Origin of the sequence: Arthrobacter sp. Soil764 (assembly GCF_001428075.1) — a bacterium.
In the GTDB taxonomy this organism is placed as follows: Bacteria; Actinomycetota; Actinomycetes; order Actinomycetales; family Micrococcaceae; genus Arthrobacter.
On the sequence record NZ_LMSI01000022.1, the window covers coordinates 69,317 to 88,585 of the forward strand.

Annotated in this window: 18 protein-coding genes and 2 tRNA genes; 18 read left to right on the forward strand and 2 right to left on the reverse strand. The window is 66.7% G+C overall.

Annotated elements, in window-relative coordinates; all coding sequences use genetic code 11:
• The first annotated feature begins 28 nt into the window (after nt 1-28).
• The 11 genes from obgE (at nt 29) to mctP (ending at nt 9,722) form a co-directional block, all read left to right on the forward strand.
• Entirely contained in the window at nt 29-1,618 is a 1,590-nt protein-coding gene (gene obgE, locus ASG86_RS15615) for a GTPase ObgE (RefSeq protein WP_056336265.1), read from the forward strand.
• 4 nt (nt 1,619-1,622) lie between these two features.
• The gene (gene proB / locus ASG86_RS15620; RefSeq protein WP_235565201.1) at nt 1,623-2,759 is read left to right on the forward strand and encodes a glutamate 5-kinase; all 1,137 of its coding nucleotides are present in this window, start codon (nt 1,623-1,625) and stop codon (nt 2,757-2,759) included.
• 26 nt (nt 2,760-2,785) lie between these two features.
• A complete protein-coding gene (locus ASG86_RS15625) occupies nt 2,786-4,150 on the forward strand; it encodes a glutamate-5-semialdehyde dehydrogenase (protein ID WP_056336269.1) in 1,365 nt (454 codons plus the stop codon).
• 79 nt (nt 4,151-4,229) lie between these two features.
• A complete protein-coding gene (locus ASG86_RS15630) occupies nt 4,230-4,469 on the forward strand; it encodes a hypothetical protein (RefSeq protein ID WP_056336270.1) in 240 nt (79 codons plus the stop codon).
• Nucleotide 4,470: 1 nt separating this feature from the next.
• The gene (gene nadD / locus ASG86_RS15635) at nt 4,471-5,142 is read left to right on the forward strand and encodes a nicotinate-nucleotide adenylyltransferase (RefSeq protein ID WP_440151930.1); all 672 of its coding nucleotides are present in this window, start codon (nt 4,471-4,473) and stop codon (nt 5,140-5,142) included.
• Nucleotides 5,143-5,149: 7 nt separating this feature from the next.
• Nucleotides 5,150-6,520 carry a hypothetical protein gene (locus ASG86_RS15640; protein WP_056336273.1) on the forward strand — a complete coding sequence of 457 codons (1,371 nt, stop codon included), beginning with the start codon at nt 5,150-5,152 and terminating at the stop codon, nt 6,518-6,520.
• Between the two features lie 39 nt (nt 6,521-6,559).
• On the forward strand, nt 6,560-6,961 hold the full coding sequence (gene rsfS / locus ASG86_RS15645; protein ID WP_056336274.1) for a ribosome silencing factor: 402 nt from the start codon (nt 6,560-6,562) through the stop codon (nt 6,959-6,961).
• Nucleotides 6,962-7,089: 128 nt separating this feature from the next.
• Nucleotides 7,090-7,162 (forward strand) — tRNA-Ala (locus ASG86_RS15650).
• 210 nt (nt 7,163-7,372) lie between these two features.
• Nucleotides 7,373-7,445: transfer RNA gene (locus ASG86_RS15655), tRNA-Ala, on the forward strand.
• A 226-nt stretch (nt 7,446-7,671) separates the two neighbouring features.
• Nucleotides 7,672-8,049: a DUF3311 domain-containing protein gene (locus tag ASG86_RS20670; protein ID WP_056336277.1), complete on the forward strand. Its 378-nt coding sequence runs from the start codon at nt 7,672-7,674 to the stop codon at nt 8,047-8,049.
• Nucleotides 8,046-9,722 (forward strand): monocarboxylate uptake permease MctP, encoded by a 1,677-nt coding sequence (mctP, locus tag ASG86_RS15665; RefSeq protein ID WP_056336279.1) that lies wholly within the window; start codon nt 8,046-8,048, stop codon nt 9,720-9,722. Before ASG86_RS20670 ends, mctP begins: the two co-directional genes overlap by 4 nt.
• A gap of 12 nt (nt 9,723-9,734) precedes the next feature.
• Here mctP and ASG86_RS15670 read toward each other — a convergent pair whose 3' ends face one another.
• Nucleotides 9,735-11,069 (reverse strand): class I SAM-dependent methyltransferase, encoded by a 1,335-nt coding sequence (locus tag ASG86_RS15670; protein ID WP_056336282.1) that lies wholly within the window; start codon nt 11,067-11,069, stop codon nt 9,735-9,737.
• Between the two features lie 46 nt (nt 11,070-11,115).
• Here ASG86_RS15670 and ASG86_RS15675 point away from each other — a divergent pair, with 46 nt between their 5' ends.
• The 6 genes from ASG86_RS15675 (at nt 11,116) to ASG86_RS15700 (ending at nt 17,917) form a co-directional block, all read left to right on the forward strand.
• Nucleotides 11,116-12,198: an FAD-dependent oxidoreductase gene (locus ASG86_RS15675; RefSeq protein WP_056336284.1), complete on the forward strand. Its 1,083-nt coding sequence runs from the start codon at nt 11,116-11,118 to the stop codon at nt 12,196-12,198.
• A gap of 51 nt (nt 12,199-12,249) precedes the next feature.
• Entirely contained in the window at nt 12,250-13,386 is a 1,137-nt protein-coding gene (locus tag ASG86_RS15680) for a class I SAM-dependent methyltransferase (protein ID WP_056336285.1), read from the forward strand.
• Between the two features lie 204 nt (nt 13,387-13,590).
• Nucleotides 13,591-14,793, forward strand: a complete 1,203-nt coding sequence (locus ASG86_RS15685) for an ROK family transcriptional regulator (protein ID WP_056336286.1) — start codon at nt 13,591-13,593, stop codon at nt 14,791-14,793.
• A gap of 6 nt (nt 14,794-14,799) precedes the next feature.
• Complete coding sequence (locus tag ASG86_RS15690) at nt 14,800-16,152, forward strand: extracellular solute-binding protein (protein WP_056336289.1); 1,353 nt, start codon at nt 14,800-14,802, stop codon at nt 16,150-16,152.
• A gap of 2 nt (nt 16,153-16,154) precedes the next feature.
• Nucleotides 16,155-17,036, forward strand: coding sequence for a carbohydrate ABC transporter permease (locus ASG86_RS15695; protein WP_056336290.1), 882 nt, complete (start codon nt 16,155-16,157; stop codon nt 17,034-17,036).
• Entirely contained in the window at nt 17,033-17,917 is an 885-nt protein-coding gene (locus tag ASG86_RS15700) for a carbohydrate ABC transporter permease (RefSeq protein ID WP_156386200.1), read from the forward strand. The genes ASG86_RS15695 and ASG86_RS15700 overlap by 4 nt, the downstream gene beginning before the upstream one ends.
• Here the strand turns inward: ASG86_RS15700 and ASG86_RS15705 are convergent.
• Nucleotides 17,914-18,117 (reverse strand): hypothetical protein, encoded by a 204-nt coding sequence (locus ASG86_RS15705; RefSeq protein ID WP_440151848.1) that lies wholly within the window; start codon nt 18,115-18,117, stop codon nt 17,914-17,916. The genes ASG86_RS15700 and ASG86_RS15705 overlap by 4 nt on opposite strands.
• Before the next feature lie 139 nt (nt 18,118-18,256).
• Here ASG86_RS15705 and ASG86_RS15710 point away from each other — a divergent pair, with 139 nt between their 5' ends.
• Nucleotides 18,257-19,264, forward strand: coding sequence for an AAA family ATPase (locus tag ASG86_RS15710; protein ID WP_056336295.1), 1,008 nt, complete (start codon nt 18,257-18,259; stop codon nt 19,262-19,264).
• The last annotated feature ends 5 nt before the right edge of the window (nt 19,265-19,269 follow it).

Consider the following 19,269-nt stretch of genomic DNA (forward strand, 5'->3'; position numbering starts at 1 on the left):
CAGGTAAACAGTTTCTGAGGAGATCCACGTGGCCAGCTTTGTAGACCGGGTAGTACTGCATGTATCCGGCGGAACCGGCGGCCACGGTTGCGTCTCCGTCCACCGTGAGAAGTTCAAGCCCCTGGGCGGGCCCGACGGCGGCAACGGCGGCAATGGCGGCGACGTGATCCTTCGCGTTGACCACCAGACCACCACGCTCCTTGACTACCACCACGCACCGCACCGGCACGCCAGCAACGGCGGGCCCGGCATGGGTGACTGGCGCGGCGGCAAGAACGGCGAAACCCTCATCCTGCCCGTCCCGGACGGCACCGTGGTCAAGTCCAAGGACGGCACTGTACTGGCTGACCTCGTGGGTGAGGGCGCGGAGTTTGTGGCAGCTGCCGGCGGCATCGGCGGCCTGGGCAACGCAGCCCTCTCCTCGCAGAAACGCCGTGCCCCCGGCTTCGCGCTGCTGGGCATCGAGGGCGAATCCCGCGACGTCGTCCTGGAACTGAAATCCATCGCCGATATCGCCCTGGTGGGCTTCCCGTCAGCCGGCAAGTCCAGCCTCATCGCTGCCATGTCTGCCGCCCGCCCCAAGATCGCCGACTACCCCTTCACCACCCTGGTTCCCAACCTCGGCGTGGTGCAGGCCGGCGACGTACGGTTCACCATCGCCGACGTTCCCGGCCTCATCGAAGGCGCCAGCGAAGGGCGCGGCCTGGGCCATCACTTCCTGCGGCACGTGGAGCGCTGCGCAGCGCTGGTCCACGTGCTTGACTGCGGCACCCTGGAGTCCGAGCGCGACCCCCTGTCGGACCTCGCCATCATCGAGGGCGAACTGGAAAAGTACGCCGTCGACATGAGCTACGCGGGCCAGGACGGCGAAGTGGTCCCACTGAACCACCGGCCCCGGCTGGTCGCCCTGAACAAGGTGGACCTTCCCGACGGCAAGGACATGGCCGAATTCGTGCGCCCGGAACTGGAATCGCGCGGCTACCGCGTCTTCGAGGTGTCCGCCACCAGCCATGAGGGCCTGCGCCAGCTGGGCTTCGCCATGGCGGAAATCGTCAAGGCCGCCCGTGACGCCGTGGCTGCCGCCCCGCCCAAGGTCCAGCCCGCGGTACTGCGTCCGCGCGCCGTCAACGAAACCGGCTTCAAGATCCGCCGCGAGGAAAAGAACCTGGAGCCGCTGTTCCGCGTCCTGGGCGAAAAGCCGGTGCGCTGGGTCAAGCAGACCGATTTCACCAACGAGGAAGCCATCGGCTACCTGGCAGACCGGCTGGCCAAGCTCGGCGTGGAAACCGAACTGTTCAAGCAGGGCGCCAAGCCCGGCGACACCGTGGTCATCGGCGAGGACGACGGCGTGGTCTTCGACTGGGAGCCCACCATGATGGCAGGTGCCGAACTTCTCGCGTCGCCGCGCGGCACCGATGTCCGGTTCGCCGATATCGGTGACCGCCCCACCCGCAGCCAGAAGCGTGAAGAGCAGCAGGAGCGCCGGGATGCCAAGGCAGCCGCCCGGGCCGAGCTTGAGGCGGAGCGGAAAGCCGGTATCTGGACCGAATCCGTCAGCGGCCGCCGCGCCGCACACCCGGTGAAGGAGAGCGGACTGGAAGCGGACGATGACCTCTAGGGGCATGACCGCGGAACCCGCTGAACGCGCCCCCGACAGGAGCGCCCTGGCCGGTGCCCGCCGGATCGTCGTGAAGGTGGGGTCATCCTCGCTCACCAGCATCAAGGGCGGCATTTCGGAGGAATCCCTGACCGCCCTGGCCGACGCGCTTGCAGCCAAACGCAACGCGGGCGCCGAAATCATCCTGGTGTCCTCAGGCGCCATCGCCGCCGGGCTTGCCCCGTTGGGGCTGGCCAAGCGGCCCCGCGACCTTGCCACCCAGCAGGCGGCAGCCAGCGTGGGCCAGGGACTGCTGATGGCCCGGTACACCCAGGCTTTCGGTGCGCATGGCGTCACCGTCAGCCAGGTCCTGCTCACAGCCGAGGACCTGATGCGCCGCAGCCAGCACACCAACGCCCTCCGCGCCATGGACCGCCTGCTGAACCTGGGCGTGGTCCCCGTGGTCAACGAGAACGACACCGTGGCTACCCACGAAATCCGCTTCGGCGACAACGACCGGCTCGCGGCACTGGTGGCGCACCTGGTGCGCGCCGATGCACTGGTGCTGCTGTCCGACGTCGACTCCCTCTATGACGGGCCGCCCGCCCAGGGTGCCAGGCGCATCCCCCTGGTCACCGGGGCGCACGACCTCGAAGGGGTTTCCATCGGCAAAGCCGGCAAGGCCGGCGTGGGCACCGGCGGAATGATGACCAAAGTGGAAGCTGCCACCATGGCGGCCGGTTCGGGCATCCATGCCCTGGTGACCTCCACGGCCAACGCCGCCGCGGCCCTGAACGGCGAGGACGTTGGCACGTGGTTCTCCGTCAACGGTTCCCGCAAGCCGGTCCGCCTCCTGTGGCTGGCCCACGTTGCCTCCGTCCAGGGCCGCCTTGTCCTGGACGACGGGGCAGTGCGGGCCGTACGGCACCACCGCACCTCCCTGCTGCCGGCAGGCATCTCCGCCGTGCATGGGGACTTTGAAGCGGGTGACGCCGTTGAGCTGGCGGGAGCCGACGGCACCGTTGTTGCCCGCGGCCTGGTGAACTACTCGTCGGAGGAGCTGCCCCGCATGCTGGGACGTTCCACGCGGGAGCTGGGCCAGGAAATGGGAAGCGGCTACGACCGCGAAGTTGTTCATGTTGACGACCTGGTGCTGGTCTGAGTCCAGGGCTCGCCTAAACTTGGATCATGACTGAAGCCCTGATCCATACTGCTGACACCACCGGAACCACTGCTGCGCAGGCGCAGCCGGGTCCCGCGGCAGAACCGGGATCAGCTGGGGCGCCGCTTTCCGCTGCAGAAGTTGAAGCCGCAGTCCACGCCATCGCTGACCGGTCCCGCCACGCAGCCCGCCGGATGGCCACCGCCAACCGGGCCTGGAAGGACCGTGCCCTCCGCGCCGTCGGGGCCGCCCTGCAGGAGAATGCACAGGCCATCCTCACGGCCAACGCCATGGACGTGGACAAAGGCAAGGCCAACGGCACCTCCAAGGCGCTCCTGGACCGCCTCACCCTTACCGAAACACGCATTTCCGGGCTGGTGGCCGCCCTTGAAAACCTGGCAAACCTTCCGGACCCCGTGGGCAACGTAGTCCGCGGCCAGACGCTTCCCAATGGGCTCCGCCTTCGCCAGGTCAACGTCCCCATGGGCGTCGTGGCAGCCATCTACGAGGCAAGGCCCAACGTCACGGTGGACATTGCCGGGCTGGCGCTCAAGAGCGGCAACGCCGTCATCCTGCGCGGCGGCAGTGCCGCTGAGGCCACCAACCAAGTGCTGGTGCGGGTGCTCCGCGAAGCACTCGAATCCGTTGGCCTGCCCGCCGATGCCGTCCAGACCGTGGACCAGTTCGGCCGTGCGGGCGCCAACGTGCTGATGAAGGCCCGCGGCCGGGTGGACGTCCTGATTCCCCGCGGCGGCCGGGACCTGATCCAGACCGTGGTCACCAATTCCGCGGTCCCCGTCATCGAGACGGGGGAGGGGAACGTCCATATCTTCATCGACGAGTCCGCTGATGAAAACATGGCCGTGGAGATCCTGCTCAACGCCAAGACCCAGCGCCCCAGTGTCTGCAATACGGTGGAGACACTGCTGGTCCACTCGGGCTCAACGGTCCTGCCCTCGGTCGCCGCCGCCCTGCGCGCCGCCGGCGTCCGCCTGCACGTCGACGAACGTATCAGCGCCGCACTGCCCGGGATCGAAACCCAGCCGGCCACGGACGTGGACTGGGGCACCGAATACATGGACCTGGACCTCGCCGTGGCCATGGTGGACAACCTTGATGAAGCGGTCCAGCACATCCGCACTTGGTCCACCGGCCACACCGAAGCCATCCTCACCAACAGCCTTGCCAACGCCGAACGGTTCATCGCGGAGGTGGATTCAGCAGCGGTGATCGTCAACGCTTCCACGCGGTTTACCGACGGCGGGGAACTGGGCCTGGGCGCGGAGGTGGGCATTTCCACGCAGAAGCTGCACGCCCGCGGCCCCATGGGCCTGACCGAGCTCACCACCACCAAGTGGATTGTCCAGGGCGAAGGCCAGGTCCGCGGGTAGCAACGCGGTAACATAGACCAGAACCCGGAAAGCAGCGGTAGGTTCCGCTGCCCATAAAGCCTTGAACATAGGGGAGAAAATGCTGCTCCAGCAGATTGCCACGTCCGTCGCCGCCGCAGGTGAATCAGGCCATGAGGAGCTTGCGCCGCTGTGGGCTGAGCCGTGGGTCTTTGGCGTGTCCATGTTCGCCATCCTGCTGGTCCTGATGTTCATTGCCTGGTCCTACAACAACCTGGGCAACCGGCACGCGGCCACGGACGAGCACGCCGATCCGCACCGCCAGCACCCCAATAAGCACGATCGCGGGCAGGGCCACTAAGATTTCCCACAACCTGCACCGCAATGGTGCCCGGGGACGGCTGCGGCTTGGAGTGATGGGCGGGACATTCGATCCCATCCACCACGGCCACCTTGTCGCAGCCAGCGAAGTCGCGGCGGAGTTCGACCTCGACGAGGTGGTCTTCGTCCCCACCGGGCAGCCATGGCAAAAGTCCCATAAACAGGTCAGCGAGCCCGAGCACCGCTACCTGATGACCGTCATCGCCACGGCGTCCAATCCGCGCTTTACCGTCAGCCGCGTCGACGTTGACCGTCCAGGTCCCACCTACACCATCGACACCCTCCGCGACCTCCGGGCCCAGCGCCCCGACGCCGACCTTTTCTTTATCACCGGCGCGGACGCCCTGGCACAGATTTTGTCCTGGAAGGACATTGACGAACTGTGGTCGCTGGCCCACTTCGTGGGTGTTACCCGCCCCGGCCACGTCCTGGACGGCATGGGCCGAGACGACGTCAGCCTCCTGGAAGTTCCAGCCATGGCCATCTCGTCGACGGACTGCCGGGCCCGCGTGGCAGTGAACCACCCGGTCTGGTACCTGGTCCCCGACGGGGTGGTCCAATACATCGCCAAGTACGGCCTGTACTCGGACCCGCCGCCTGCAAGCGCGGATGAACCAACTTCCGAAGCACGCGAACCAGCCAGTACTGAATGAGTTCACAATGAGTCAGGAACAGCCCCCAATCCGCAGCCGCCGGGAACTCCGGAAGGCCAGGGATGCCCAGCAGGCCACCCTGCCTGCCGCTGGGCTGCGCCCGCCTGCCGCGGACCGGCCGGCCAGCCCAGCATCCGCGCCCGCAGGGCAGGACGTGGCGGCCAACTCCCGCTCCGCAGGCACCGCATCGCCCGAGCGGGCCCCCGCAACAGGCCAGGCTGCCGCAGAACAGACCGCCACCCAGCGTTCCTCCCAGATCCGGGCCCGCGACCGGGCCGCGCTCCGCACCATCAAGGAACTCGAGGAAAAGGAAGGCCAGCTTGCTGCGGGCGGTCCGCCCACCCGGCGACAGTTGCGGCTGCAGCAACTCAAAGAGCAGGCGCTGACCGCTGCCAACCCCATAGTTCCCCCCGCTGCCGCCCCGGCAAGTACGGCAACGCCCGCGCGGAATGCCGCTGCACCGGCAAAGACGGACAGCCCTGCGAAAACTGACGGCACAGCGAAGGCAGGCGACACAGCAAAGACGGCAGGCCCGGCAAAGACTGACCGGCCCGCGGCATCGGACGCCGCAGCCGCCGCTGAACGTCCGGAACCGGCTTCCGGAAGCGTCCCGGAAGGGATGACGGTGGAACAGGCCCTGGAAGCGCGGGCGCTGATTGCCGCGCAGGCCAGGAACCAGATCGCCAAAATGGAGCATATTGCCTCCACGGATCCGGAAGCCGTGGATCCGGAGATCCTGGCGGAGCAGATTGCCCTGGCGGAACGGGCCGCGGTCCTTAACCGCAGGGCCATGGCCCGGCAGAAACTTGCCGAACAGGCCGGCAATCCTGCAGGACCGGTCAGGGAGGCGTCTCCCAAGGATGCCGCTTCAAAGGACGCTGCACCGCAGGACAAACCCGGCCCCTCCACCGCCAACAACCTGGCAATGGTGACGCCCCTCGAGTTCGTCCAGGTGCCCGGCGTCGAACGTCCGGTGATGAAGCCGCCGGCAACGTCGCATGTCCCGGTGACCACCAGGCCCGGCACCAAGGTTCCGGGTAAGCGGAAACCGGCCGCCCGTCCCAAGGCGCCGGCGCCTGATTCCGCGGCGGGGCGGTCCCAGGTCATTGCCCGTGCTGAGGCAGCGGCCAAAGCAGCCAGCCGTTCCAAGCGGGTGTCCATTCCGGATAACCAGGAAGAGAACCACCCGGAGGATCTCTTCGAGGACCTTCCCCGCGTTCCTGCCCGCTCCGCTTATGGCCTCGACCCCCTGGACGCGGCAACTGCCGGCCTGACAAGGGCCCGCCGGAACCGGATCCTCCAGTTCTGCATCCTCGCGTTCGGGATCCTGGCCCTCGTTGCCGGCATCATCCTGATCGTCAGCGGCATGTCCCGCTGACCCGCACCGGCATCAACACTTAACCAAACAAGGAGTCCCGTGACTGCAACAGAATCGTCCATCGCCATAGCCCGCACGGCCGCAAAAGCCGCTGCCGACAAGATCGCGCAGGACATCGTCGCCATGGATGTGAGCGAGCGACTGGCCCTGGCCGATGTCTTCCTCATCGCGTCCGCACCCAGCGAACGCCAGGTCAACGCCATCGTTGACGGTATTGAGGAAGAACTCGCCAAACAGGACCTGCGTCCGGTGCGGCGCGAGGGCCGCTCCGGCGGCCGCTGGGTCCTGCTGGATTACGCCGACGTTGTCATCCACGTCCAGCATGAGGAGGACCGTGTGTTCTACGCGCTGGAGCGGCTCTGGAAGGACTGCCCCGTGGTGGACCTGCAGCTTGGGGATGACGCATCCGCCAAAGCCGGGGCAATCGCCGACACCGAGTAGGCGCCGCAACCTGACGGTGTGTGGAAAGTGAATATTCCCGATTTGGAATTTTCGGAATTGCTGTTCTAAGATGTTTGAGTTGCTTCGGGGGAGACCCTGAAGAAAGCTTCTTGGAGCAGCAACAATCCGGGGCTGTGGCGCAGCTGGTAGCGCACCTGCATGGCATGCAGGGGGTCAGGGGTTCGAGTCCCCTCAGCTCCACCGGCAAGTCCGCCGGAACCACTTTGGTTCCGGCGGACTTTTTCGTTTCCAGCTGGTTTCGTGCACCTCCCAAAGGCCGGGAGGAATGGCAGGACGGGGCTGCGGAGTGGCCGGTTTCGGTGTGGGCGGTGGCCGATTGGCGTCCAGCGGAAAAGTGCATTACTCTGGTCAGGTTGCTCCGGCCGATTCGACCGGAAGGAACAAAAGTACGGGGCTGTGGCGCAGCTGGTAGCGCACCTGCATGGCATGCAGGGGGTCAGGGGTTCGAGTCCCCTCAGCTCCACCGTTATATGGAAAAGGGAACCATCACACGTGTGATGGTTCCCTTTTCCATTGGTCTCTGTGACCCTTCTTTTTCTCACGCCGGGATAAGGCCTGTCGCGGTGAAAAACCCTTCCCGCGCAGGTCAAAGCGGGGTACAACTGGAGGGTGAGGGCACATCGTCCCGCCGCCCGGCCGTTTCCACCCAAGAAACGGGGACGCGGGACAGGCTGACGAGGAGGTCACAGATGTCCCATGCAGATGGTTCCGGCTACAGCCCGAACGGCGATGCATTTCCGGAGGAATCGCGCCTGACCCGTGATACCGCCATCCGGGGCCCGGCCAGACCCGCCCCCTATATCGGCGCCGGCATCCTGCTGGCCGCCGCCATCCTCCTCCCGCTCATGCCGCAGCTCTACTCCTTTGATGCGCCCAGGCTGGCCGGGATGCCCTTCTTCTACTGGTACCAACTGCTCTGGGTGCCGATTTCGGCGATCCTGACCGGCACGGCCTACTGGCTGGTGACCAGGGAAGACCGACGACGGCGGGCCGAGGTACGTGCCGGCGGCCCACCCCGGGCAGGCACCGCCTCCGCCGATACAGGGTTGGGAGGGGACCGGCCATGAACGGACGCGAGATCAACTGGACCGCCCTGGTCATTGTCGTGCTGCTCTTCGTCGTCGTCGCCATCATGGGCTTCCTGGCCGCCAGATGGCGCCGAAGCTCAGAAGTGGAAGGCCTGCACAGCCTGGACGAATGGGGCCTGGGCGGCCGCGGCTTCGGTACGTGGATCACCTGGTTCCTGCTCGGCGGGGACCTTTACACCGCCTACACGTTCGTGGCAGTGCCGGCGGCCATGTGGGCTACGGGTGCGGTCAGCGGCTTCTTTGCCGTCCCGTACACCATCGTCCTGTATCCGATCATCTTCATCATCATGAGCCGTTTGTGGTCGGTGTCCCACCGGCACGGCTACGTCACCTCGGCGGACTTCGTGGGCGGACGCTACGGCAGCCGCTGGCTCTCACTGGCGGTCGCCGTCACGGGCATCGTGGCCACCATGCCCTACATCGCGCTGCAGCTGGTGGGCATCAAGGCGGTACTGACGGTCCTGGGGCTGGGCAGTTCCGGCAATGTGTTCCTCACCGACCTGCCGCTGATCCTGGCCTTCGTGGTCCTCGCCGCCTACACCTACACGTCGGGGCTGCGGGCGCCGGCGATGATCGCCGTCGTCAAGGACCTCCTGATCTACCTTGCCGTGATCGTGGCGGTCATCTACCTGCCCATCAAGTTCGGCGGCTGGGACACCATCTTCAGCTCTGCGCAGACCAAACTGGGCACGGTGAACCAGGCCACGGGTAAGCCCGCCGGGGTGTTCATCCCGGGGGCTGCCAACTACTCCGCCTACTGGTCGCTGGCGTTGGGCTCGGCCATGGCCTTGTTCATGTATCCGCACTCAGTGACGGCAGTGCTGGCATCAAAGGCCCGCAACACCATCCGCCGCAACGCCGCCATCCTGCCGCTGTATTCGCTGATGCTTGGATTCCTGGCGCTGCTGGGCTTCGTGGCCATCAAGGCGGGCACCAAGCCCATCGACCTGGACGGATCGGTCAACCCGCAGCTGGTGGTTCCGCAACTGTTCCTCGACCACTTCCCCGCCTGGTTCGCGGGAATAGCGTTGGCTGCCATCGCCATCGGGGCGCTGGTACCCGCGGCCATCATGTCCATCGCGGCGGCGAACATGTTCACCCGCAACATCTACCGCGACTTCATCCGGCCCGACGTCGACCCCAGGACAGAGGCCAAGGTGTCAAAGATCGTCTCACTGGTAGTGAAGGTGGGCGCACTGGTCTTCGTGATCGCCATGGACCAGTCGGCGGCCATCAACATGCAGCTGCTGGGCGGCATTTGGATCCTGCAGACTTTCCCGGCCGTGGTGGCAGGCCTCTACACCCGGTGGTTCGACCGCTGGGCGCTGCTCATCGGTTGGGCCGTGGGCATCGTCTTCGGAACAATCTCCGCCTACAACGTGATCAACCCCGTGACAAAAGCCCACTTTGGCGGCTCCGTGGCCCCCATCCCGGGGACGGAGTTCAGCGTCTACATTGCGGTTTCGGCGTTCGCGCTGAACCTGGTTGTCGCTGCCGTCCTGACCCTGGTGCTGAGGGCCCTGAAGGTCCGCACGGGCAAGGACCTCACGCGGCCCACGGACTACGAAGCCGACGAAACGGACCCGAAGGTGGTGCAGATCGAAAAGACCCAGCACTTCACCCAGCCAGGCGGTCCTTCTCCGGTGGCCTGAGGCAGGGCCTGCTCACATCCAGGCGGTGCGCCGCAGCGGCGGTTCCTCCCCACCGGGGCGGCGCACCAGCACCTGGTTGACTCCCGTGAGCCCATTGTCGAAGCCTATGGCGCTGCTTGCCATGTAGAGCCGCCACACACGGGCACGTCCCGCACCGGCCAGCTTTACCGCCTCGTCCCAGTTCTGCTCAAGCCGGTTTACCCACGCCCGGAGCGTCAGGGCGTAATGGCGTCGCAGGGCCTCCACGTCCAGGACTTCGAACCGTGCCGATTCCAGGGCGGCCACCATCTCGCCCAGGCTGATCATTTCGCCGTCAGGGAAGACGTACCGGGGGATGAAGGAATCCGGGTCCGGACTGGTGGGACCCGCGTTCCAGGAAATGGCATGGTTCAGCAGCCGCCCGCCAGGCCGGAGCAGCCCGAAGAGGGCCGCAGCGTAGGCAGGCGTCTGCGCCCGCCCCACGTGTTCGGACATTCCGATGGAACTGATGGCGTCGAACGGTCCGTCCCGCACATCCCGGTAATCCTGCACCCGGATGTCCACCCTGTCCGTCAGGCCGGCCTCCGCTGCACGCTTCCTGGCCAGGCCTGCCTGCTCCCTGGAGAGTGTGACCCCCACCACCGATACTCCGTACTTGGCGGCGGCATGCAGGGCGAAACTGCCCCAGCCGCAGCCCACGTCCAGGACCCGCATCCCGGGCTTCAGGCCCAGTTTGCGGCAGACCAGGTCCAGCTTGGCTTCCTGCGCACCCTCCAGGCCGTCCGCCGGCGGTTCCGTAGCCCCGGGGCCGTCGTCCGGCCACACTGCACAGGAATAGACCACTGATGGACCCAGCACCAGGGCGTAGAAGTCGTTGCCGACGTCGTAATGGTGCGAGATGGCAGCCGAATCGCGGCGCCGGGAGTGCATCCGTCCTTTTTTGGCGATGCGTGCCTCTTCCGGCGGCGGGGCAGGGTTGGGCCCGATGGCGCCAAGCCGGACGGCGGTGCGCAGCAGCAGCCAGAGCTCGCTGGCGGAAAGCGGGCGGAAAGGTCCGGGCTCGGCGAACTTGCCCGCCGAGCTCAGTGCAGTGAACGCCGCGAAGATGTCGCCGGGGGTGTCGATTTCACCTGCCACGTAAGCACGGCTCAGACCCAGCTGGCCCGGTGACCAAAGGATGCGCCGCAGGGCCCGCCGGGACTTGAACTCCAGGACCGGCGCATCAGGCGGGCCGGCTTCCGAACCATCCCACGCACGCAGGCGCAGGGGTATCTGCGCCGTCCCAAGCACCACCCCCAGTGCCTTTTCCAGCCGGGCGGCATGCCCGGTGCTTCCGGTTCCGGTCTGTGCGGCTGCTCCAGTGTCCATGCGCCCACCCTAAGGCCCGGCCACCCTCCGCGACTATCATGGGCAGGTGATTCCTCACCCAACCGACGTGGTGGTCATCGGGGCAGGCCAGGCGGGCCTGTCCGCCGCGTACCACCTCCAGCGCCGGGGCCTTGACTATGCCGTGCTCGACGCCGAGGAAGGTCCGGGCGGGGCGTGGCGGCACCGCTGGCGGAGCCTGCGGATGTCCACTGTCAACGGGATCAGCGATTTACCGGGCATCGCCAAGCCTGAGGTGGACCCGGCGGAACCAAGCTCGGAGTTCCTCACCCGCTACTTCGGAGGCTACGAGGCCGAACTGGGGTTGTCCGTCCGCCGGCCCGTGAAGGTGCGGGCTGTCAGGCGTGAAGATGACAACCCGGCCGGGCGCTTGCGGGTGGAAACCACAGACGGGGACTGGAGCGCCAGGGCAGTCATCAACGCCACAGGGACGTGGACCCGTCCGTTCTGGCCCATCTACCCGGGCCAGTCCTCGTTCCGGGGCAGGCAGCTGCACGTTGCCGATTACGTCTCCGCGGAGGAGTTCCGCGGCAAACACGTGATCGTGGTGGGCGGCGGCATTTCCGCCGTCGGCCTGCTGGAGGAGATTTCCCGCGTCACCACCACCAGCTGGTTCACCCGCAGGGAACCGGTGTGGCGCGATGCTCCATTCGATACCAAAGCCGGCCACGATGCCGTGGCGCTCGTGGAGGACCGCGTCCGCCAGGGACTTCCACCGCAAAGCGTCGTGTCGGTGACAGGCCTTATCTGGACACCTGTCCTGCGTGCGGCCAGGGAACGGGGCGCCTTGGACCGGCAGCCCATGTTCACGGCCATCGAACCGGACGGTGTCCGCCGCGCGGACGGCAGCCTGCTCAAGGCGGACGTGATCCTCTGGGCCACGGGCTTCCGGGCGGAACTGGAACACCTCGCGCCGCTGCACCTGCGGGGGCCCGGCGGCGGAATCGCCATGGACGGAACGCAGGTGGCAGCCGAGCCGCGCGTCCACCTGGTGGGTTACGGGCCGTCGTCGTCCACTATTGGTGCCAACCGTGCAGGCCGCGCAGCCGTGGCCGCCGTCCTGAAACTGCCTGGAATGGCGGCGGCGTCGGAAACGGTAACGTGGGGGTGACGCTCCGGGACGCGGTGCGGGCACGGGGCAACAGAAGGCGGCAGGACACCGGTGGCAGCAGATACGTTGGCGGGCATTTTCCAGGTCCTGCGGCGCCGGCCCGATGTCGAAGCCCCGAATCTGCAGGCCTGGGACGCAACGGACCGGCTGCTGCTGGAGACCGCCGTGCAGCTTGGGCGGGCGGGCAGCACCGTGGCGGTCATCGGTGACCGTTACGGGGCCCTGACGCTCGGGGCTTCGGCGGTGCTGGCCCCGGCGTCGCTGCGGGTGCACCAGGACCTGATCACCGGGGAAAGGGCGCTGCGGCTCAATGCGGAAGAACTGGGCGCCGGCATACCATTCGTGCAGCTGCCCCTGGGGGAGGAGCTGCTGGCGGGAGCAGACACCGTCCTGCTGCAGCTTCCCAAAACCCTCGCGGAACTGGAGGAAATTGCCGCCGCGGTGGCCCTGCACGCCGCACCGGATGTCCGGCTGCTGGCAGGAGGCCGGGTGAAACACATGTCACTGGGGATGAACGCGGTCCTGGAACGGTACTTCCTGTCCGTGCAGCCGCAGCTCGCACGGCAAAAATCCCGGATCCTCCTTGCCGCCGGCCCCAAACCCCCAACCACCGCCGCACGTTTCCCTGTAGTGGAGCACCTCGCGGAACTGGACCTGGACGTGGCTGCGCACGGAGCTGTTTTTGCCGGCCCCCGGCTGGACATCGGCACCCGTTTCCTGCTGGCGTTCCTGCCGGCCATGAAACCGGCGCGGCTTGCCGTGGACCTGGGCTGCGGCACCGGAATCCTTGCCGCGATGTATGCACGGCAGTTCCCGGCAGCGGCCGTGACGGCGACTGACCAGTCCGCGGCCGCGGTGCAGTCCGCCCTGGCCACCGCCCGCGCCAACGGCCTGGCTGACCGGATCAGTGTCCTGCAGGACGATGCCCTGGGCACCTTCTCCGATGGCTCCGTGGATGCGGTGCTGCTCAACCCGCCCTTCCATGTCGGTGCAGGCGTCCATGCCGGCGCCGGCCTCAAGATGATCGAAGCGGCGGGGCGGGTACTGGCTTCCGGGGGTGAGTTGTGGACGGTGTACAACCGGCACCTGGCCTATCTGCCCGCTCTGGAACGGCACGTGGGACCCACGGTGGTGGAGGGCAGGAACGCCAAATTCACCGTCACCCGCAGCACCCGCAGCCCCCGCTGACTGGAACAGCCCGTCCGGCCATCAGGGACTGCGCCGTGGACGAAAGGCAACCCTCCGCCGCGCCGCTGCCCAACATATGGGCGGCGACGCGCCGGTAACGTACGATTCAAAGCATCACCATCACGAGGTAGCCGAAGACGTTTAGGGGACACAGTGTCTGAGATGCGCCAATCTTCTCCGAGACGCGGAACCAACTTGCCCAGGATGGGGGATTTCAACCTCACCGTCATCCTTGATGCGATCCGCCGGACGGCCGGCGGCCTGAGCCGGGTGGAGCTGGCCCAGATCGTGGGCCTGTCCCCACAGACCATTTCAAATATTTCGCGCCGGCTGCTGGACCAGAACCTGATTGTCGAGGCAGGCAAGGAAGGCAGCGGCCCGGGCAAGCCGCGCACCATCCTCCGCCTCAATCCCGGGGGCATGTACGCCCTGGGTGTGCACCTGGACCCGGCAGTGACCACGTTCGTGGTGCTGGACCTGGTGGGCTCGGTGGTCCGCCACTCGCGGATCAAGACTCCCGGCGGAAATGACCCGTCCGCCGTGATCACCACCATCGCCGCGGAAATCGACCAGCTCGTCGCGGATTCGGGCGTGGACCGCAGCCGTATCGCCGGCCTGGGCGTGGCGGCCCCCGGGCCCATCGACCTGGACAACGGCACCGTGGTGGATCCGCCGCTGCTGCCCGGCTGGGACAGGGTGGAACTGCGCGAAGCGCTGGCCGCGGCCACCGGCTACTCGGTACTCGTTGACAAGGACGTCACCAGCGCCGCAGTGGCGGAAACGTGGGCGGGCGGCCCCAGCGGCGCCGGCAGCTTCATCTTCATGTACATGGGTACAGGCATCGGCTGCGGCATCGTCCTGAACGACGAAGTGGTCCGCGGCACGTCCGGCAATGCGGGCGAGATAGGCCACATCATCGTGGATCCGGACGGGCCACCCTGCGACTGCGGCCTCCGCGGCTGCGTGAAGTCCTCCTGTATCCCACAGGTCCTGGTGGCGGAGGCGGAAGCAGCAGGAATCCTGGATGGTTCCCGCGCAGGAAACAGCGCTGCAGAAGTCCAGCAAAGCTTCTCCCGGCTGTGCGCACTGGCCGACGGCGGGGACGAACGTGCCGCGGCCATCCTGGACAACTCTGCCGTCCTGGTGGCCCGGGCCGTCTCGGTTGTCACCAACACCCTCGACGTGGAACGCGTTGTTTTCGGCGGCCCCTTCTGGAGCGGGCTGGCTGAGCGTTACCTGGAGCGGATTCCGCCGCTGCTGGATGCCAACAGCGACGTCCGGCTGATCCACCCCGTCGAGGTTGTCGGTACGGGCGTTGGGGAGGACGTTGGAGCCATCGGCGCCGCATCCCTGGTCCTTGAACATACCCTCGCGCCCCGGGCCCAGCGGCTCCTGCTGGAAAGCTGACCGGACATGCTTCGCCGGGCATCGAAAACAGTCTCCCTGCTGGCCGCCGCAGTGCTCGCGCTCGCGGCCTGCACTCCCGGAAATCCGGCCGAGGGAAACAAGACCATCAAAGTGGCCTACCAGAAGACGGACTCCTTCACGGCCCTGGACACCATGTTCCAGGACGCGAAGAAGGAGTTCGAAGCCGCGAACCAGGGCGTCACCGTGGAGCTGCAGCCCATCCAGGGCAACGACGACGACTACGGGACGAAGCTGGCCCTCGCCTTGCGGTCACCCTCCACGGCGCCGGACGTCTTCTACGAAGACACCTTCAAGGTCCGCTCGGACGTGGATGCCGGCTACCTCCTGAACCTTGACGGCCGACTGGCTGGATGGGGGGAGTGGGACAAGTTCGACGACGCCGCCAAGGAGGCGGGGAAAGCGGACGACGGCGGCACGTACGCCGTCCCGCTGGGCACCGACACGAGGGCCATCTGGTACAACAGGAAAGTTTTTGAAGCCGCAGGCGTGGCGCTTCCATGGCGGCCGTCCAGCTGGCAGGACATCCTGGACACGGCCAGGAAGATCAAGGCCGCCAGCCCTGACGTGATCCCCTTCAACATGTATGCCGGCAAGGGCACCGGTGAAGGGACTGTCATGCAGGGGTTTTACGAACTCCTGTATGGAACCGGAGCCGGCCTCTATGACCCTGACTCGAAAAAGTGGGTTGTTGGCTCCACCGGTTTCAAGGACTCCCTGACATTCCTCAAGACGCTCTACAGCGAGAACCTCGCCGTGGCACCTGCCGAGGCGCTGGACCCGAACGTCTGGAAGAAGGTGTTCGGGGAATGGTTCCCGAAAGCAAAACTCGGGGCAGCCGTGGAAGGCTCCTATGCGCCGTCGTTCTGGCAGGACGGCGGCAGCTATGCCTGGCCGGGGTACGAACAGGAGATGGGTGTGGCGCCGTTCCCGACGCAGAACGGCGGCGCCCCCGGCGCGGTCAGCATGTCCGGTGGCTGGACCCTGGCCGTCGGGGCGGAAACCAAGCAGCCCGATCTTGCCTTCAATTTCCTCACCACGGCGCTCAACGCGAAGAACTCGCTGGCGTTCACGGTGGCCAGTTCACAGATCGCCGTCCGGTCCGACGTGGCCGCTGACCCTTCCTACCAGTCCGCCAACCCGTTTGTGAAGGACGTATCCGGCCTGGTTGCCGTCACCAGGTTCCGGCCCGCCACCTCCGACTATCCACGCATTTCCGCTGCCGTCCAGGAAGCCACCGAGGCGGTGATCACCGGCAGCCGGACCCCGGAGCAGGCCGCGGCCGACTATGACACAGCCGTGGCCGGCATTGTGGGTGGCGACAAAACCATCCGGAAGTAGCGGTGGCGGCCAACCACCGGACACGGCAATTGCTCCGGTACCTGCCCGTCCTGCCTGCCGTCCTGCTGCTGCTCGTGTTCCTTGCCGGCCCTGTGCTGTGGGCGTTCCACTCCTCGCTGACCAACGCCGGGCTGACCGGCCGCTACGCCAGGAACCCCGAGTGGGTGGGGTTGCAGAACTACCAACGGCTTCTGCAGGACCCTGTCTTCCCGCTCTCACTGGCGCTGACGGTCCTGTTCGTCGCGGGCTCGGCCATCGTTGGCCAGAACGTGCTGGGACTGGCCCTTGCCGTCCTCATGCGCCGCGCACGTCCCGTTGTCTCGGCAACTGTTGGCACCGCCGTCGTGGCCGCCTGGGTCCTGCCCGAGATCGTGGCCGCGTTCGCCGCCTATGCGTTCTTCAGCCGTGACGGCACGCTCAACCAACTGCTGGGCCAATTCGGGGCGGCGGAAACCGACTGGCTCTATACCGTGCCCATGGCCGCCGTGATCCTGGCCAACATTTGGCGCGGAACCGCTTTTTCCATGCTGGTGTACCGGGCCGCGCTCGACGGAGTCCCGGCGGAGCTGACCGAGGCCGCGCACATGGACGGTGCCGGGCCCTGGCAGCGGCTGGCCTTCATCACGCTGCCGGTGATCCGGGGCAGCATCGCCACCAACCTGATGCTGGTCACGCTGCAGACCCTGGCGGTCTTCACCCTGATTTGGGTCATGACCGCGGGCGGACCGGCCAATGGCAGCACCACACTGCCTGTCCTGGCCTACCAGGAAGCCTTCAAGTTCGGCGACATCGGCTACGGCACCGCCGTGGCGTCGGTCCTCATCCTGATTGGCGCCGTGTTCGGGGCGGCCTATCTCCGCCTCCTCAGGGAGCGGAAGCCGTGACAATTCCGAAACAGGCGGCACGGCGACGCCCCGGCCGGCAGCTCCGCCGCCGGCCCGCACCCGGCCACACGCGGGGCAGCGCCTGGGCAGATGGCGCCCTGCTGCTGATTGGTGCCTGTTTCCTGCTGCCGTTGTTGTGGCTGGTGCTGGGTTCGCTGGATCCGGCCGCCGGTCACGGTACCAAGGTTCCGCAGCAGCCCGGCCTGGAGAATTTCGCAGCCGTGCTCACCCCGGAGCTGCTGTTCCGTCCGCTGTGGAACAGCCTGTTGCTGTCCGCGGGGACGGGGATGGTCACCCTGGCGGCGGCCGTGCTCGCCGCATACCCCCTGTCCCGGTACCGGTCCCGCTTCAACACCCCGTTCATGTACGGCATCCTCTTTGGCACCTGTCTTCCCGTCACCGCCATCATGGTGCCGGTCTACGGGCTCTTCGTGCAGCTGCGGCTGCTGGATTCGCTGCCCGCAACGGTGCTTTTCCTGGCCGCCACCAGCCTGCCGATGGCCATCTGGATGACCAGGAACTTCATGGACGCCGTGCCGCTGGCCCTCGAGGAAGCTGCGTGGGTGGACGGCGCCTCCAGGCTGGCCGCCCTGCGGTCGATCGTGCTGCCGCTGATGCGGCCGGGCCTGGGCGTGGTCTTCATCTTCGTGTTCATCCAGGCGTGGGGGAACTTCTTCGTTCCGTTCGTGCTCCTGCTGTCGGAGGCAAGGCAGCCCGCAGCGGTATCGATCTTCAGCTTCTTCGGCCAGCACGGGGCAGTGGCGTACGGCCAGCTGGCCGCATTCTCGATCCTCTATTCGATCCCGGTCCTGGCTCTTTACGTCATCGTGGCACGCGGCTCCGGCAACGCGCTTGCCCTGGCGGGGGCCGTCAGGGGCTAATCGATGTCCTCAAGCACCACGCCGAACGGAAGGCTGTCGTCAAGATGGGCCTGGTGGCCGGTGGAACCAGGGTTGTAGACCACCCGGACGCCGTGCAGCTTCTCTGCTGCAGACTGCATCAGGATCGGCCTGACCGTATCGATGAACATCTGGCTCTTATCGGCGAGATATTCCTTGTAACTGGCTGGAAGCTCGATCATGGCAAAAGGATAGACCTGCAGGGCCCGCATGGGGAGGGGTACCCATTGCCGGGATGCGGCCCGCGGGCTTGGATGGGATGGCGGACGGGACACGGCCTTCCGGACCGCGGGCCCATCACCGTCCTCAGGGGGAGAACCAGTGCTTTCGACCAGCGTGCCCGCAAGAATCCAGCCTGCGGAGCTGGCCAGGGCGCAGCAGGTGGCGGCCAACATTTCACGCAGTTTCGAGGCCAAGGTGGTGGGGCAGTCCCGGTTGCGGGAATCGTTGCTGGTGGGCCTGCTGACCGGCGGCCACATCCTGCTCGAGAGCGTCCCGGGACTGGCCAAGACCACTGCGGCCCAAACGCTGGCAGACGCCGTCAGCGCCGAATTCCGCCGGATCCAGTGCACGCCCGACCTGCTGCCCAGCGACATCGTGGGAACCCAGATCTACGACGCCGCCAAGGGAACGTTCCACACCCAGCTGGGCCCGGTCCACGCCAACATCGTGCTGCTCGACGAAATCAACCGCTCCAGCGCCAAAACCCAGAGCGCCATGCTGGAGGCCATGCAGGAACGCCAGACGTCCATCGGCGGCCAGGACTACCGCCTCCCGTCGCCGTTCCTGGTCCTGGCCACCCAGAACCCCATCGAGCAGGAGGGCACGTACCAGCTGCCGGAGGCGCAAATGGACCGCTTCATGCTCAAGGACGTCCTTGACTACCCCAGTCCTGCGGAAGAGGCCCGGATCATCGCCCGGATCGACGCCGGCGTCTTCATCCCGGAGCAGAAGCCGCCGGCGGCCGCTTCCCTCGAAGCCATCCGGGAGATCCAGGACCTGACCCGGCGCATCTACATCGATCCGGCCGTGATCAACTACATCGTGGGGTTGGTGTACGTGACGCGGAACGCGTCCCGGTATATCGATGCCAGGCTTGCCGGGTTCATCGAGTTTGGCGCCAGCCCCCGTGCCAGCATCGCCTTCAGCCAGGCGGCCCGCGCCGTGGCACTGCTGGACGGCCGTGACCATGTCATCCCGGAAGACGTCAAGGTGCTGGCCCACCGGGTGCTGCGGCACCGGCTGATCCTGAACTTTGACGCGGTGGCAGAGCAGGTCCCGGTGGAATCGGTGATCGACGCCGTCGTCGCCGCTATCCAGACCCCCTGACGCCC